The organism is Enterobacter cloacae complex sp. 372C4 (assembly GCF_050030615.1).
In the GTDB taxonomy this organism is placed as follows: domain Bacteria; phylum Pseudomonadota; class Gammaproteobacteria; order Enterobacterales; family Enterobacteriaceae; genus Enterobacter; species Enterobacter intestinihominis.
The window spans coordinates 314,831-329,572 of the sequence record NZ_JBLGUQ010000001.1 but is presented as its reverse complement, the minus strand read 5'-3'; the positions used below and the strand labels follow the sequence as shown (position 1 = coordinate 329,572).

The window sequence follows — 14,742 nt, the reverse complement described above, 5'->3', positions numbered from 1 at the left end:
TACCCCATCCATCAACCACGCGGCAATCAACGGAAATTTCCCACTGTACATAAAATAATCTAAAGCCTGCATTATACTTTAGCTATCGCTGACGGGCCGACAACAAGGGGGCGTTATGAACCATGTCTGGGGACTTTTCTCCCATCCCGATCGTGAAATGCAGGTCATCCGTAACGAGAACGAAACGGTCGCGCATCACTACACCCACCACGTCCTGCTGATGGCAGCGGTGCCGGTGGTCTGCGCGTTTATTGGTACTACGCAAATAGGCTGGAACTTTGGTGACGGCACCGTGGTTCAGCTTTCCTGGTTTACCGGACTGTACCTGGCCATTCTGTTTTATGGCCTGATGCTGGCCGGGGTGGCGGTAATGGGGCGGGTCATCCACTGGATGGCGCGCAACTATCCGCAGCGCCCGTCGCTGGCACACTGTATGGTCTTCGCCGGATACGTCGCGACCCCGCTGTTCTTAAGCGGTATTGTTGCGCTCTATCCACTGGTCTGGCTGTGCGCGCTGATCGGTACGGTTGCCCTCTTTTACACCGGTTATCTGCTGTATGTAGGAGTGCCAACCTTCCTCAACATCAATAAAGAAGAGGGCCTGAGCTTCTCCAGCTCTACGCTTGCCATCGGCGTGCTGGTCCTTGAGGCGCTACTGGCCCTGACAGTTATTCTTTGGGGTTATGGATACCGTCTCTTTTAAGTCCCCTGCATTGCTGGCGTAAATGCCAGCAATGCAGCATCTGGTTATGATTCTCCGCTGGCGACAACGCACGGTGACCGCTATGATGCCGAAGCCAGCCTGTGTTTATCCGTCGACACAGGCGGTGTACGTCATAACGTGCGTGAATCATTATCAGAAGTCTCATCATGCTGAAATTTCGAGTGTCACTCCTTAGTCTTGCGCTACTGTTGGGCGTCTCCGCTACCGCGCCAGCCATCGCCAAAACGCCCGCAGTTGCCACCGCTGCTGCGCAACCCCAGATTGCGTCCGGCAGCGCGATGATCGTTGACCTGAATACCAACAAGGTGATCTACGCCAGTCACCCGGATCTGGTGCGCCCGATCGCTTCCATAACCAAAGTCATGACCGCGATGGTGGTGCTTGATGCACGACTGCCGCTGGACGAAAAGCTAAAAGTGGATATCAGCCACACGCCAGAGATGAAAGGGATCTACTCTCGCGTGCGTTTGAACAGTGAAATCAGCCGTAAAAATATGCTGCTGTTGGCGCTGATGTCCTCAGAGAACCGCGCGGCGGCGAGCCTTGCCCACCATTATCCTGGCGGTTACGACGCGTTTATCCGCGCGATGAATGCCAAAGCCAAAGCGCTGGGGATGAAAAATACCCATTTCGTGGAGCCAACCGGTCTGTCGATCCATAACGTCTCGACGGCGCGTGATTTAACCAAGCTGCTGATCGCCAGTAAGCAATACCCGCTGATTGGTCAGCTCAGCACCACGCGTGAGGAGATGGCGACATTCTCGAACCCGGCGTATACGCTGCCGTTCCGCAACACTAACCATCTGGTGTATCGCGATAACTGGAATATTCAGTTAACCAAGACCGGATTTACCAATGCGGCAGGGCACTGCCTGGTGATGCGCACCGTGTTTAACGGTAAACCAGTGGCGCTGGTGGTGATGGATGCCTTCGGCAAATATACCCACTTTGCGGATGCCAGCCGCCTGCGCACCTGGATTGAAACCGGGAAAGTGCAGCCGGTGCCGGCTTCAGCGCTGGCGTATAAAAAGCAGAAAGCGGAACAGATGGCGACGGCGCAGAACGACTGAGTCGCCTGTCTGTGCCGGGTGGCGGCTTCGCCTTACCCGGCCTACGGCCCTAAAGCGGCCCCGATACGTAGGCCCGGTAAGCGGAGCGCCACCGGGCGAAAGCGCCTACTCCGGCAGCGTCCAGTCACCATCGTTGAGTGGACGCTGCATGATCAACGTATCCCGCCAGTCGCCCTTCTTATACCCTACGCTGCGCAGTTGACCGACAACCTCGAAGCCATGTTTTTTATGCAGCCGTAACGATCCCGCATTATTGTTTCCGTCACCGACCACAGCAATCATCTGCCGCCAGGGACCTTGCTCACACCGTGCAATCAGGGCATCCATCAGCGCCGAGCCAAACCCGCGCCCGGTGGTGCTGGCATCCACATAGATGGATTCCTCAAGGGTGTACCGGTAGGCCTGACGTGGACGATAAAACGTGGCGTAGCAGTAGCCGACGACAATGCCGCGATACAGCGCAACCAGCCACGGTAAACCGCTGTCGGTCACACTCTTCATCCGCTGACGCATCTCATCGACGGTGGGGGGAACTTCCTCGAAGGACGCACGGCCATGAAGCACATGCCAGGCGTATATCGCCGAGATGGCATGTGCATCGTCAGGAAGGGCGTCGCGCACCTCGATTTCAGTTTCGGGTAAAATCTCTACAGCCGACATGTTCTGCCCGCTCCTTGTTTGGAAAGCCAGAGAAACGTTTCTCTGGCAACAGGCAGATACTCTAGTACGATTGAGGAGAGCTTAACAATCTCTTAAATTTGGCTATAGGCGTTCATCAGAGGCTTACGTATTTTGCTTCTCTGTTTCGGCACTCTCTTTCCAGTATTTCTTCCGCGTTGTCTTACCAATGCCGGGGTTCATACTGTTTGTAGGGTCATTTTTGCGATAAAACTGTTTAAGCGTCTCCGGCGCTTTGTACAAATGCCCCACGTTATGCTCGGCAGGATATTGCGCGCCACGCTCGTGCAGCAACGCCAGCATCTGCTCTTTCAACGCATGCGCATCCACCCCTTTTTTGACGATGTAATCCTGGTGGAAGACATAGCACATGAAGTGGCCGTAATAGAGCTTGTGCACCAGCTTGCTGTCAATCTCCGGCGGCAGATGTTCAAACCACTCGGTATCGTTGCGACGCAGGGCAATATCCAGCGCCAGAATATCCTCTACCTCTTCGGAATGCACAGCCTGATAACGGATAGCCGCACCCGCCGCGGCGAAGCGGTGCAGGAAGGCTTTGCTGCCTTCTTCCGGCGTGCAGGCGAAGAAATCCCCGTCGGCAGTTTTGAAGAACTCGGTGAGCCAGCTCTGCGCTTCGGCAATTCCGTCCCCGGCCATTTTCAGCAGCAGGTGGTGCTCATACTTATCGCGCCAGGTCTTCATCCGCTCCGGTAAATGCGCCGGGAAGGCGTTGCCCAGTTTCTGCATAAAGCGGTCGGTGAAGTGCGGTTTGAACAGCGACACTTTCTCCAGCATCGCGTCGGTGCGGCCCTTCATGGTGAAGAAGAACGGCATTTTGTCGGTGCCGAGCTTGTCGATCATCAGGAAGGTATCTTTGCCGTAGCGCTCAGCGATGTCATAAATGTCCCGGTGCATATACTCGCCCGCCACCGGCAGGTGAGTGAACTCGGCCAGAATATGACGGCGGATCTCCGTCAGCACCTCCGGCTGATTGGTGCCAATGTAAAACACCTGCTGCTTTTTCTCTGCCGGGAAGGTATCGAGGCGCACCGCAAAAACGGCCAGCTTGCCCGCGCAGCCGGAGGATTCAAACAGGCGATCCGGATCGGCGTTATAGCGCGCTGGCGTATCGGCATTGATATCGCGCACGCGGGTGATGTAATCGTGGTCATGCGCGTGACGGCCATCGTGCTGAACGTCTTCGTCCTTCACGCGGTCATCGTCAAGTTTGCTGAGGATCTGCTCTGGCGTTACACCCAGATCGATCCCCAGATGGTTAACCAGCGTCAGCTTGCCGTTTTCATCGATACGGGCAAACAGCGACATCTCCGTGTAGGCCGGGCCGCGCTGCACCAGCGAGCCGCCGGAGTTATTGCAGATCCCGCCGATCACCGAGGCGCCAATGCACGATGAGCCGATCACCGAGTGCGGTTCGCGTCCCAGCGGCTTAAGCGCTTTTTCCAGCGAGTAAAGCGTGGTGCCGGGGAAGGCGAGCACCTGTTCGCCCTTGTCCAGCAGGTGCAGTTTGTCGAGGCGCAGGGTGCTGATAATCACGATGTCACGATCGTAATCGTTGCCGTTCGGCGTGGAGCCTTCGGTCAGGCCGGTATTCGCAGCCTGCATTAAAATAATCTTGTCTGCCGCAACGCAGGCGCTGAGCACGCGCCACAGTTCGAGCAACGTACCGGGGAAGACTACCGCCAGCGCGTCGCCCTGGCCGGAGCGAAAGCCCTTCCGATAGCGGGCGGTTTTGGCCGGGTCGGTAAGCAGGTGAGAGTGACCAACCAGGCGAGACAGTTCGTTAATAAATGTAGTGTTATCGTCAGTTCGAACAGAAGACATCTTCCACTCCTTGTGGTGGGGCAAATTTCTCGCTGTAAAGCATAGCGCGATTAGCCGTTGAGCGGTCGGGTATTCATGAGAAAAATCAGAGAATAACCCTGCAAGGTTTTCAGGCTTTATGGCACACTGCGCTTTTCGCACGGTCTGGCCGGGTGCTTCCCGCGGTTATTGATGAGAGAGAATAACAACATGAAATGGCTATGTTCTGTAGGTGTCGCCGTCAGCCTGGCGCTGCAACCTGCGCTGGCAGAGGATTTGTTTGGTAATCACCCGCTCACGCCTGAAGCCCGCGACGCCTTTGTCACGGATTTACTCAAAAAGATGACGGTCGATGAGAAAATCGGCCAGCTGCGCCTGATCAGCGTCGGCCCGGATAACCCGAAAGAAGCCATTCGCGAGATGATCAAAGACGGGCAGGTAGGAGCCATTTTTAACACCGTTACCCGCCAGGATATCCGCAAGATGCAGGATCAGGTGATGGAACTGAGCCGCCTGAAAATTCCGCTGTTCTTCGCTTATGACGTGGTGCACGGCCAGCGTACCGTCTTCCCGATTAGCCTCGGCTTAGCCTCCTCCTTTAACCTCGATGCGGTGAAAACCGTCGGGCGCGTATCGGCATATGAAGCCGCAGACGACGGCCTGAACATGACCTGGGCGCCGATGGTAGACGTCTCCCGCGATCCGCGCTGGGGCCGTGCTTCGGAGGGCTTTGGGGAAGATACTTATTTAACCGCCACGATGGGCAAAACCATGGTGGAAGCGATGCAGGGCAAAAGTCCGGCAGATCGTTACTCGGTGATGACCAGCGTCAAGCACTTCGCCGCCTATGGCGCGGTGGAAGGCGGCAAAGAGTACAACACCGTGGACATGAGCCCGCAGCGCCTGTTTAACGACTATATGCCGCCGTACAAAGCGGGGCTGGACGCGGGCAGCGGCGCGGTGATGGTGGCATTGAACTCTCTCAACGGCACGCCTGCCACCTCCGATTCGTGGCTGCTGAAAGATGTGCTGCGCGACCAGTGGGGCTTCAAGGGCATCACCGTTTCGGATCACGGGGCGATTAAAGAGCTGATAAAGCACGGCACAGCGTCTGACCCGGAAGATGCGGTACGCGTGGCGCTCAAGTCCGGCATCAACATGAGCATGAGCGACGAATACTACAGCAAATACCTGCCGGGGCTGGTGAAGAGCGGCAAGGTGACGATGGCGGAGCTGGACGATGCCGCTCGCCACGTGCTGAACGTGAAATATGACATGGGGCTGTTTAACGATCCTTACAGCCATCTGGGGCCGAAGGAATCTGATCCGGCGGACACCAATGCTGAAAGCCGCCTGCACCGCAAAGAAGCCCGCGAAGTGGCGCGCGAAAGCCTGGTACTGCTGAAAAACCGTCTCGACACGCTGCCGCTGAAAAAATCCGGCACCATTGCCGTGGTCGGTCCGCTGGCCGACAGCAAGCGTGACGTCATGGGCAGCTGGTCCGCCGCAGGCGTGGCGGATCAGTCCGTTACCGTGCTGACAGGCATTAAGAGCGCTGTGGGTGATAATGCAAAAGTGGTTTACGCCAAAGGCGCAAACGTCACCGACGATAAAGACATCGTGACCTTCCTCAACCAGTATGAGGAAGCGGTGAAGGTGGATCCACGCACGCCGAAAGAGATGATCGACGAAGCGGTTAACGCCGCGAAGCAATCCGACGTGGTGGTCGCCGTGGTGGGTGAAGCGCAGGGGATGGCGCACGAAGCCTCCAGCCGGACCGACATCACGATCCCGCAAAGCCAGCGTGACCTGATCGCGGCCCTGAAAGCCACCGGCAAGCCGCTGGTGCTGGTGCTGATGAACGGGCGTCCGCTGGCGCTGGTGAAAGAAGACCAGCAGGCTGACGCCATTCTGGAAACCTGGTTTGCCGGTACCGAAGGCGGTAACGCCATTGCCGACGTGCTGTTTGGCGATTACAACCCGTCCGGCAAGCTGCCGATGTCCTTCCCGCGCTCCGTCGGGCAGATCCCGGTTTACTACAGCCACCTGAACACCGGTCGTCCGTACAACGCCGACAAGCCGAACAAGTACACGTCCCGTTACTTCGACGAGGCTAACGGCCCGCTCTATCCGTTTGGCTATGGCCTGAGCTACACCACGTTTAAGGTCTCTGACGTGAAAATGTCGGCGCCGACCCTGAAGCGTGACGGCAAAGTGACCGCCAGCGTGGAAGTGACCAACAGCGGCAAACGCGAAGGCGCGACGGTGATCCAGATGTACGTTCAGGATGTCACGGCCTCCATGAGCCGTCCGGTGAAACAGCTGCGCGGCTTTGAAAAGGTCAACCTGAAACCGGGCGAAACCAAAACGGTCAGCTTCCCGATTGACGTAAATGCGCTGAAGTTCTGGAATCAGCAGATGAAATACGATGCCGAGCCTGGCAAATTCAACGTCTTCATCGGCGTGGATTCCGCCCGCGTGAACAAAGCCGAGTTTGAACTGCAATAATCTTACCTTTCTCCCTATCCCCCGCCTGGCGGGGGATGCCTCTCATCTGGTACGAAAAACGGTTAAATTCACTGTTTTAAGCTACGCTTTTCTCTCAAGCCTATGAAAAAGGCCACAAAATAATGAGGAAAGTAGAATGACGATTACTAAGGGGATAACAGGGTCGGCGGTGCTACTGGCGGCGCTGAGCCTGCCGTTACAGGCCGCAGAGCCGGTTAAGGTGGGTTCCAAAATTGATACCGAGGGCGCGTTGCTCGGCAATATCATTTTGCAGGTGCTCGAAAGCCACGGCGTGAAAACGGTCAATAAAGTGCAGCTTGGCACCACGCCTGTCGTGCGCGGTGCTATCACTTCCGGCGAGCTGGATATCTACCCGGAATACACCGGCAACGGGGCATTCTTCTTCAAGGATGAAAACGATCCGGCCTGGAAAAATGCCAAAGCCGGGTACGAAAAAGTCAAAAAGCTGGACGCGGAAAAAAATAAGCTGGTCTGGCTTACACCGGCACCGGCCAATAACACCTGGACCATCGCGGTGCGCAAAGATATCGCCGAGAAAGGCAAGCTCACCTCGCTTGACGATCTCAGCCGCTACCTGAAAGAGAAGGGCGAGTTTAAGCTCGCGGCCTCGGCAGAGTTTATCGAGCGCGCTGATGCCCTGCCAGCGTTTGAAAAAGCTTATGATTTCAAGCTCGATCAGGCACAGCTGCTCTCTCTGGCGGGCGGCGACACGGCGGTGACCATTAAGGCGGCGGCGCAGCAAACCTCCGGCGTCAACGCGGCGATGGCTTACGGCACCGACGGCCCGGTCGCGGCGCTTGGTCTGCAAACCCTGACCGACCCGAAAGGCGTTCAGCCAATTTACGCCCCAACCCCGGTCGTGCGCGAGGCGGTGCTGAAAGCCTACCCGGATATCGACGATTGGCTCAAACCGGTGTTTGAAAAACTGGATGCGAAAACGCTGCAACAGCTGAATGCCAGCATTGCCGTAGAGGGGCTGGATGCCAAAAAAGTGGCTGCCGACTTCCTGAAACAACAAGGGCTTGTGAAGTAACGGGATAAGGCTGTGCCAATAAAATGTCATAACCGCGTCCTGCTGCTGTTGGTCTGTGTGGCCATCGTGGCGGTCGCGTTACCTTTTGTGAATGTCGCGCCAAACCGTCTGGTGTCGGGCGAACCGCGCGCGCTGTGGCAGATCTGGGCATTTACGCCGCTGCTGCTGGGCGCGGCGCTGGCGAGTACCGTAGTCTTAGCCTTCTGGCCGGGGCGAACCGCGCTGTGGCTGACGCTTCTGCTCAGCGAAGCGCTGTTTATCGTACTGTTCTGGAGCGCAGGACAGGCGGCAACGCAGATGGCCTCGGTTGAAAGCCCGCTGGCGCGCACGTCGATTGGCAGCGGCCTGTGGCTGTGGCTGGCACTCTGCCTGCTGGCCTGTAGCGATGCCATTCGCCGCCTGACGCCGATACCTGTGTGGCGCTGGCTGCTGAACGCGCAATTCTGGGTTATCCCCCTGCTGATCCTCTTCAGCGGCGATCTGAATCAACTCTCGCTGTTAAAAGAGTACGTCAACCGCCAGGAGGTGTTTGACAACGCACTGGCGCAACATCTGACGATCCTGTTCGGGACGCTGGTCCCGGCGCTGCTGCTGGGCGTGCCGCTGGGCATGTGGTGCTACCGACATCCCAGCCGCCAGGGTGCCGTCTTTACCGTGCTCAACGTTATTCAGACCATCCCCTCCGTTGCCCTGTTTGGCCTGCTGATTGCCCCCCTCGCCGGTCTGGTTAAATCCTTCCCTGCGTTGGCCGCGGCAGGCATTGCCGGAACCGGGCTGACCCCGGCGCTGATTGCCCTTGTGTTGTATGCGCTGCTGCCACTGGTGCGCGGCGTGGTGGCGGGCTTAAGCCAGGTTCCGCCCGACGTGCTGGAAAGCGCCCATGCGATGGGGATGAGTGCGCGCCAGTGTTTCTGGAAAATACAGCTGCCGCTTGCGCTTCCGCTGCTGGTTCGCAGCCTGCGGGTGGTGACGGTGCAAACCGTGGGGATGGCGGTGATTGCCGCGCTGATCGGGGCGGGCGGCTTTGGGGCGCTGGTGTTCCAGGGGCTGCTCAGCAGCGCGCTGGATCTGGTGTTGCTGGGCGTTGTGCCCACGATTGCGCTGGCGGTCGTGCTGGATGCCTTATTTGCCCTGTGGCTCGCGCTGCTCAGGAGAAGAGCCAATGATTGAATTTCATGATGTGAGTAAAACCTTTGCGGGCCGTCCGGCGGCAAGCCATCTCAATCTGCATTTTGCCGAGGGGGCGTTCTCGGTATTGATCGGGACGTCGGGGTCGGGAAAATCGACGACGCTGAAGATGATCAATCGGCTGGTGGAGCACGACAGCGGGACGATTCGCTTTGCCGGAGAGGAGATCCGCAGCCTGCCGGTGCTGGAGCTGCGGCGGCGTATGGGCTACGCCATTCAGTCCATCGGCCTGTTTCCCCACTGGACGGTGGCGCAGAACATTGCCACCGTGCCACAGCTGGAAAAATGGTCCCGGGGGAAGATCAATGAGCGTGTCGACGAGTTGATGGCGCTGCTGGGCCTGGACGCGTCGCTTCGCGACCGCTACCCGCACCAGCTATCCGGCGGACAACAGCAGCGGGTCGGGGTGGCGCGCGCGCTGGCCGCTAACCCGCAGGTACTGCTGATGGATGAGCCCTTCGGCGCGCTGGATCCGGTCACCCGCGGCGCACTTCAGGCCGAGATGAGCCGCATCCACCGTATTCTCGGGCGCACCATCGTGCTGGTGACGCATGATATCGACGAAGCACTGCGGCTGGCCGATCGTCTGGTACTGATGGATCACGGCGAAGTCGTCCAGCAGGGTACGCCGCTTGAGCTGTTAACGTCGCCGGCAAACGATTTTGTGCGTGAGTTCTTTGGCCGCAGCGAGCTGGGTGTCAGGCTGCTCTCGCTGCGCACCGTCAGGGACTATCTGCGTCCGCAGGATGCGCAAATCGGTGGTGAACCGCTGCATGACGGGATGAGCCTGCGCGATGCCCTTTCGGCGTTTGTCGCCCGGCAGTGTGAGGTGTTACCCGTTGCGGACGGGCAGGGGACACCATGCGGGACGATCCATTTTCGCGATCTGCTGGCGGGGGAGGTGACGCGTGAAGTGGGTCCGTGATCCGTTACTCTGGCTGACAGGGCTGTTTATCGCCTTACTCTACCTGATGCCGCACAGCGCGGCGCTGTTTAATGCGCTTATTCCCGGGCTGCCGCGCCCGGTGTACCAGCAGGAGAGCTTTGTTAATCTCACCCTGGCGCACTTCTGGCTGGTAGCGGCGTCAAGCGTGATTGCCATCGTGCTGGGCACAGGTGCCGGTATTGCGGTGACGCGGCCTGCGGGCAGGGAGTTCCGTCCGCTGGTGGAGACCATCGCCGCAACGGGGCAGACCTTCCCGCCGGTGGCCGTGCTGGCGATTGCCGTGCCGGCGATCGGTTTTGGGCAGGAGCCTGCCATCATTGCGCTGATCTTGTACGGCGTGTTGCCCATTCTGCAAGGGACGCTGGCGGGCATTGCGGCGGTGCCTGCATCGGTGCTGAGCGTAGCGGAAGGGATGGGAATGAGCGCCTGGCAGCGGCTGCTGAAGGTTGAACTGCCGCTGGCCGCACCGGTGATTATTGCCGGTGTGCGGACGTCCGTGATCATCAACATTGGTACGGCAACCATCGCGTCGACGGTCGGGGTCAATACGCTGGGGACGCCAATCATTATTGGGTTAAGCGGGTTTAACACGGCTTATATTATTCAGGGGGCGGTTCTGGTTGCGCTGGCGGCGATTGTGGTGGATCGCCTGTTTGAACGCCTGGCCGGATACCTCAGCCAACACCGCCGCGAACAATAAACGAGTAACCTGCAAGCATAACGCCACCGATACCGCTGACGGCCATCAGTGCAAAAAGGGTAATTACGGCCAGTTTCGTTGCCTTCATCATGTGCTCCTGTTGTTAACGGAACAATTATACGGTGAAGCGCAGCTGTTAATGAACCATTAAATGCCGTTACAACGCATTTGGCCCCAGCGAGTAAACGGGATAACCATGTTCGCGCCATTCCGTCAGGAGCTGCTGTTGGGAAGCGGAGGGGACTTCGCCACACCAGACCAGCAGCGTCTGCCCCTCAAACAGTTCCGGCCTGAGCTGTGCCAGGGAGTGTGCAAGCACGTCAACGCGCCAGCCTTGCTGGGTGGCAATCCAGGCTTCGAGCCACAGCCGGGTGGTATCGTGGACGTTCCAGCCGATCACCAGCGCATCTTTGCTGTTTTTATTCCGCGCTGAGGCAAGACAGACGGAAATATAGTTAATCAGCACGCCATCAAGCATGCTGAGCAGTGCCTGTAAGGTGGTTTGCTGACACTGAAGCCGACGCCGTAGGGGAATAAAAAGATGGGTGATCAGGGTTTGCGCGGGGTAGTCTCGACCCTGTTCTTTGATCCAGCCGCGCAGACGCTGCAAATTGCCGGTCTGCAACAGCCTCAGCAGCGTTTCCTGCTGCTCGCGCCAGAGATGCTGCGTATCAGGATCGTCCTGGCTCAGAAGCGATTTCACCTTGCCGACCTGTACGCCATTGTCGATCCAGCTTTTGATCTCGCGGATCCGGTCAATATCCGCATCGTTAAACAGGCGGTGCCCGCCGTCCGTTCTTTGCGGCTTAAGCAATCCATACCGTCGCTGCCACGCCCGTAGCGTAACGGGATTGATATCACACAGGAGTGCCACTTCACCTATCGTGTAAAGCGCCATTTTCGCCCCCAGGCTTGCGCGTCCCCAGCTTAACTGTAGACCCACTTTGCGGAACCAGGAAGATTTGATTCTTTTTTGTACAAATTATACGAAAGACAGGTTATCTCCGGCAAAAGGTGTGATGACGGACACGATTTATCGCTTTTTTGGCACGTTTCAAAGAAAGTTAACCGCTATCAGTGTATGTTACGCGTTTTTAGAATGTGCGGTTTGTGAGTATGTACGAGTTTAATCTGGTGCTGCTGTTGCTTCAGCAGATGTGCGTGTTCCTTGTCATCGCCTGGTTGATGAGCAAAACGCGCCTGTTCATTCCGCTGATGCAGGTCACCGTCCGTCTGCCGCACAAATTCCTCTGCTACGTCGTATTTTCCATATTCTGCATTATGGGGACCTGGTTTGGTCTCCATATTGAAGATTCCATCGCCAATACGCGCGCCATTGGCGCGGTAATGGGCGGGCTGCTCGGAGGCCCGGTCGTGGGCGGTCTGGTGGGGTTAACCGGCGGCCTGCACCGCTATTCGATGGGCGGTATGACGGCACTAAGCTGCATGATCTCCACCATTGTCGAAGGGCTGCTCGGTGGTCTCGTCCACAGCTATATGATTAAGCGCGGACGGCCGGATAAAGTGTTCAGTCCCCTTACCGCCGGGGCGATCACCTTCGTGGCGGAAATGGCGCAGATGGCGATCATCCTGCTGATCGCGCGCCCGTTTGACGATGCGTTACATCTGGTCAGCAGCATTGCCGCACCGATGATGGTCACCAATACCGTTGGTGCGGCGCTGTTTATGCGCATTCTGCTCGACAAACGCGCCATGTTCGAAAAATACACCTCGGCATTTTCTGCCACCGCATTAAAAGTTGCGGCGTCGACGGAAGGGATCCTGCGGCAGGGATTCAACGAGGAGAACAGCATGAAGGTGGCGCAGGTGCTGTATAAAGAGCTGGATATCGGGGCCGTGGCGATTACCGATCGCGAAAAGTTGCTGGCGTTTACCGGTACCGGGGACGACCACCATCTTCCAGGTAAGCCGATCTCCTCGGCCTACACTTTGCGCGCTATTGAAACGGGTGAAGTGGTGTATGCCGACGGGAATGAAGTGCCGTACCGCTGTTCCCTGCATCCGCAGTGCAAACTTGGCTCTACGCTGGTTATTCCCCTGCGGGGCGAAAACCAGCGCGTCATGGGCACCATTAAGCTTTACGAAGCCAAAAATCGCCTGTTCAGCTCCATCAACCGCACGCTGGGGGAGGGTATCGCCCAGCTGCTTTCGGCGCAAATCCTGGCGGGGCAGTATGAACGGCAAAAAGCGCTGCTGACGCAGTCAGAAATTAAGCTCTTGCACGCTCAGGTGAATCCGCATTTCCTGTTTAACGCGCTCAACACGCTGAAGGCGGTGATCCGCCGCGACAGCGATCAGGCCGCGCAGCTGGTGCAATTTCTGTCGACATTTTTCCGCAAAAACCTGAAGCGTCCCTCGGAGATCGTCACCCTCGCGGACGAGATTGAGCACGTAAACGCCTATCTGCAAATTGAAAAAGCGCGCTTCCAGTCACGTTTACAGGTGTCGTTATCCGTCCCGGATGAGCTGGCGTATCAGCATCTTCCGGCCTTTACCCTGCAACCGATTGTGGAGAACGCCATTAAGCATGGGACGTCGCAGCTGCTGGGAACCGGAGAAATCATGATTTCCGCTTCCCGTTTTAACCACCATCTGGTGCTGGATATTGAAGATAACGCGGGGCTGTATGAAGCCTCCGCGTCAGGCGGTCTGGGCATGAGCCTGGTGGATAAGCGCCTGCGCGCACATTTTGGTGATGACTGCGGTATCACCGTCGCCTGTGAGCCAGACCGCTATACCCGAATTACCTTACGATTGCCGCTGGAGGAGAACGCATGTTAAGAGTGCTGATTGTTGATGATGAGCCGTTAGCACGGGAAAACCTGCGTGTCCTGTTGCAGGAGCAGAGTGATATTGAGGTCGTGGGGGAATGCGCCAATGCCATTGAAGGCATCGGTGCGGTGCATAAACTGCGCCCGGACGTGCTGTTCCTCGATATTCAGATGCCGCGCATCAGCGGTCTGGAGATGGTCGGCATGCTCGACCCGGAGCACCGTCCCTATATCGTCTTTCTGACGGCCTTTGATGAGTACGCGGTAAAGGCGTTTGAAGAGCACGCGTTTGATTATCTGCTGAAACCGATTGAAGAGAAACGCCTTGAAAAGACCCTGACCCGTCTGCGCCAGGAGCGTACCGCGCAGGACGTGACGCTGCTGCCGGAGCATCAGCAGCCCCTGAAGTTTATCCCCTGTACCGGGCACAGCCGGATTTACCTCCTGCAAATGGACGACGTTGCCTTTGTCAGCAGTCGTCTGAGCGGGGTATACGTCACCAGCGCCGAAGGTAACGAAGGCTTTACCGAGCTGACCCTGCGCACGCTGGAGAGCCGCACGCCGCTGATCCGCTGCCATCGTCAGTACCTGGTGAACATGGCGCACCTGAAGGAGATCCGCCTGGAAGATAACGGCCAGGCCGAACTGGTGCTACGTGCAGGGCAAACCGTGCCCGTCAGTCGTCGCTATCTGAAAAGTTTGAAAGAGGCGATAGGGCTGTAAAACTGGTACACTGCGCGCCATTGCATCATCGACATTCGAAGGCTCTATGCTAAGTAACGATATTCTTCGTAGCCTGCGCTACACCCTGAAAGCGAACAATAATGACATGGTGCGCATTCTTGCGCTCTCCGACATGGAATCCACGTCCGCCGGGTTCGACACCTGGATGACTAAAGAAGATGAAGAGGGTTTTGTTCGCTGCCCGGACATCATTCTGTCGGGCTTCCTGAACGGCCTGATCTACGACAAGCGCGGCAAAGATGAATCTGCGCCTGAGCTGGCGCTTGAGCGTCGGGTGAATAACAACACGGTGCTGAAAAAGCTGCGTATTGCGTTCTCCCTGAAAACTGACGACATTCTGGCGATCATGACCGAGCAGAAATTTCGCGTGTCGATGCCGGAAATCACCGCCATGATGCGCGCGCCGGATCATAAAAATTACCGCGAGTGTGGGGATCAGTTTCTGCGTTATTTCCTGCGTGGGTTGACGCAGCGGGTGCATAACCAGAAGGGGTGATTTTTAGCCGGGTGGCGGCCT

General features: G+C 57.4%; 14 protein-coding genes. 10 read left to right on the top strand and 4 right to left on the bottom strand.

Features of this window, described 5'->3' with window-relative positions:
- The first annotated feature begins 115 nt into the window (after positions 1-115).
- The gene (locus ACQG11_RS01620) at positions 116-703 is read left to right on the top strand and encodes a Yip1 family protein (protein ID WP_003859296.1); all 588 of its coding nucleotides are present in this window, start codon (positions 116-118) and stop codon (positions 701-703) included.
- A gap of 167 nt (positions 704-870) precedes the next feature.
- Positions 871-1,794: a D-alanyl-D-alanine endopeptidase gene (gene pbpG / locus ACQG11_RS01615; protein WP_006811291.1), complete on the top strand. Its 924-nt coding sequence runs from the start codon at positions 871-873 to the stop codon at positions 1,792-1,794.
- Between the two features lie 105 nt (positions 1,795-1,899).
- On the opposite strand, the gene ACQG11_RS01610 is transcribed toward pbpG, so the two are convergent.
- The gene (locus tag ACQG11_RS01610) at positions 1,900-2,454 is read right to left on the bottom strand and encodes a GNAT family N-acetyltransferase (RefSeq protein WP_022648685.1); all 555 of its coding nucleotides are present in this window, start codon (positions 2,452-2,454) and stop codon (positions 1,900-1,902) included.
- A 123-nt stretch (positions 2,455-2,577) separates the two neighbouring features.
- Entirely contained in the window at positions 2,578-4,314 is a 1,737-nt protein-coding gene (gene dld, locus ACQG11_RS01605) for a D-lactate dehydrogenase (protein WP_426728126.1), read from the bottom strand.
- A gap of 189 nt (positions 4,315-4,503) precedes the next feature.
- Between dld and bglX the strand changes: the two genes are divergently transcribed.
- The 5 genes from bglX to ACQG11_RS01580 all read left to right on the top strand — a co-directional run bounded on the left by bglX (position 4,504) and on the right by ACQG11_RS01580 (position 10,689).
- The gene (gene bglX, locus ACQG11_RS01600) at positions 4,504-6,801 is read left to right on the top strand and encodes a beta-glucosidase BglX (protein WP_155019457.1); all 2,298 of its coding nucleotides are present in this window, start codon (positions 4,504-4,506) and stop codon (positions 6,799-6,801) included.
- A 136-nt stretch (positions 6,802-6,937) separates the two neighbouring features.
- Positions 6,938-7,855 carry a glycine betaine ABC transporter substrate-binding protein OsmF gene (osmF, locus tag ACQG11_RS01595; RefSeq protein ID WP_063151846.1) on the top strand — a complete coding sequence of 306 codons (918 nt, stop codon included), beginning with the start codon at positions 6,938-6,940 and terminating at the stop codon, positions 7,853-7,855.
- Between the two features lie 12 nt (positions 7,856-7,867).
- Positions 7,868-9,025, top strand: coding sequence for an ABC transporter permease (locus tag ACQG11_RS01590; RefSeq protein WP_023300579.1), 1,158 nt, complete (start codon positions 7,868-7,870; stop codon positions 9,023-9,025).
- Complete coding sequence (locus tag ACQG11_RS01585) at positions 9,018-9,968, top strand: ABC transporter ATP-binding protein (RefSeq protein ID WP_022648680.1); 951 nt, start codon at positions 9,018-9,020, stop codon at positions 9,966-9,968. Before ACQG11_RS01590 ends, ACQG11_RS01585 begins: the two co-directional genes overlap by 8 nt.
- The gene (locus ACQG11_RS01580) at positions 9,952-10,689 is read left to right on the top strand and encodes an ABC transporter permease (RefSeq protein ID WP_022648679.1); all 738 of its coding nucleotides are present in this window, start codon (positions 9,952-9,954) and stop codon (positions 10,687-10,689) included. Before ACQG11_RS01585 ends, ACQG11_RS01580 begins: the two co-directional genes overlap by 17 nt.
- Here ACQG11_RS01580 and ACQG11_RS01575 read toward each other — a convergent pair.
- A complete protein-coding gene (locus ACQG11_RS01575) occupies positions 10,664-10,777 on the bottom strand; it encodes a protein YohO (RefSeq protein ID WP_022648678.1) in 114 nt (37 codons plus the stop codon). The two genes, ACQG11_RS01580 and ACQG11_RS01575, sit on opposite strands and share 26 nt — an antisense overlap.
- Before the next feature lie 69 nt (positions 10,778-10,846).
- Positions 10,847-11,587, bottom strand: coding sequence for an HTH-type transcriptional regulator MlrA (gene mlrA, locus ACQG11_RS01570; protein WP_022648677.1), 741 nt, complete (start codon positions 11,585-11,587; stop codon positions 10,847-10,849).
- Positions 11,588-11,805: 218 nt separating this feature from the next.
- Here mlrA and ACQG11_RS01565 point away from each other — a divergent pair, with 218 nt between their 5' ends.
- From ACQG11_RS01565 to ACQG11_RS01555, 3 genes are read left to right on the top strand one after another with little or no spacing between them, the layout of a single operon-like run.
- Positions 11,806-13,491 carry a sensor histidine kinase gene (locus ACQG11_RS01565; RefSeq protein WP_003859271.1) on the top strand — a complete coding sequence of 562 codons (1,686 nt, stop codon included), beginning with the start codon at positions 11,806-11,808 and terminating at the stop codon, positions 13,489-13,491.
- The gene (btsR, locus tag ACQG11_RS01560; RefSeq protein WP_022648676.1) at positions 13,485-14,204 is read left to right on the top strand and encodes a two-component system response regulator BtsR; all 720 of its coding nucleotides are present in this window, start codon (positions 13,485-13,487) and stop codon (positions 14,202-14,204) included. The genes ACQG11_RS01565 and btsR overlap by 7 nt, the downstream gene beginning before the upstream one ends.
- Positions 14,205-14,250: 46 nt before the next feature.
- Positions 14,251-14,721, top strand: a complete 471-nt coding sequence (locus tag ACQG11_RS01555; RefSeq protein WP_015572337.1) for a DUF1456 family protein — start codon at positions 14,251-14,253, stop codon at positions 14,719-14,721.
- Positions 14,722-14,742: the final 21 nt, after the last annotated feature.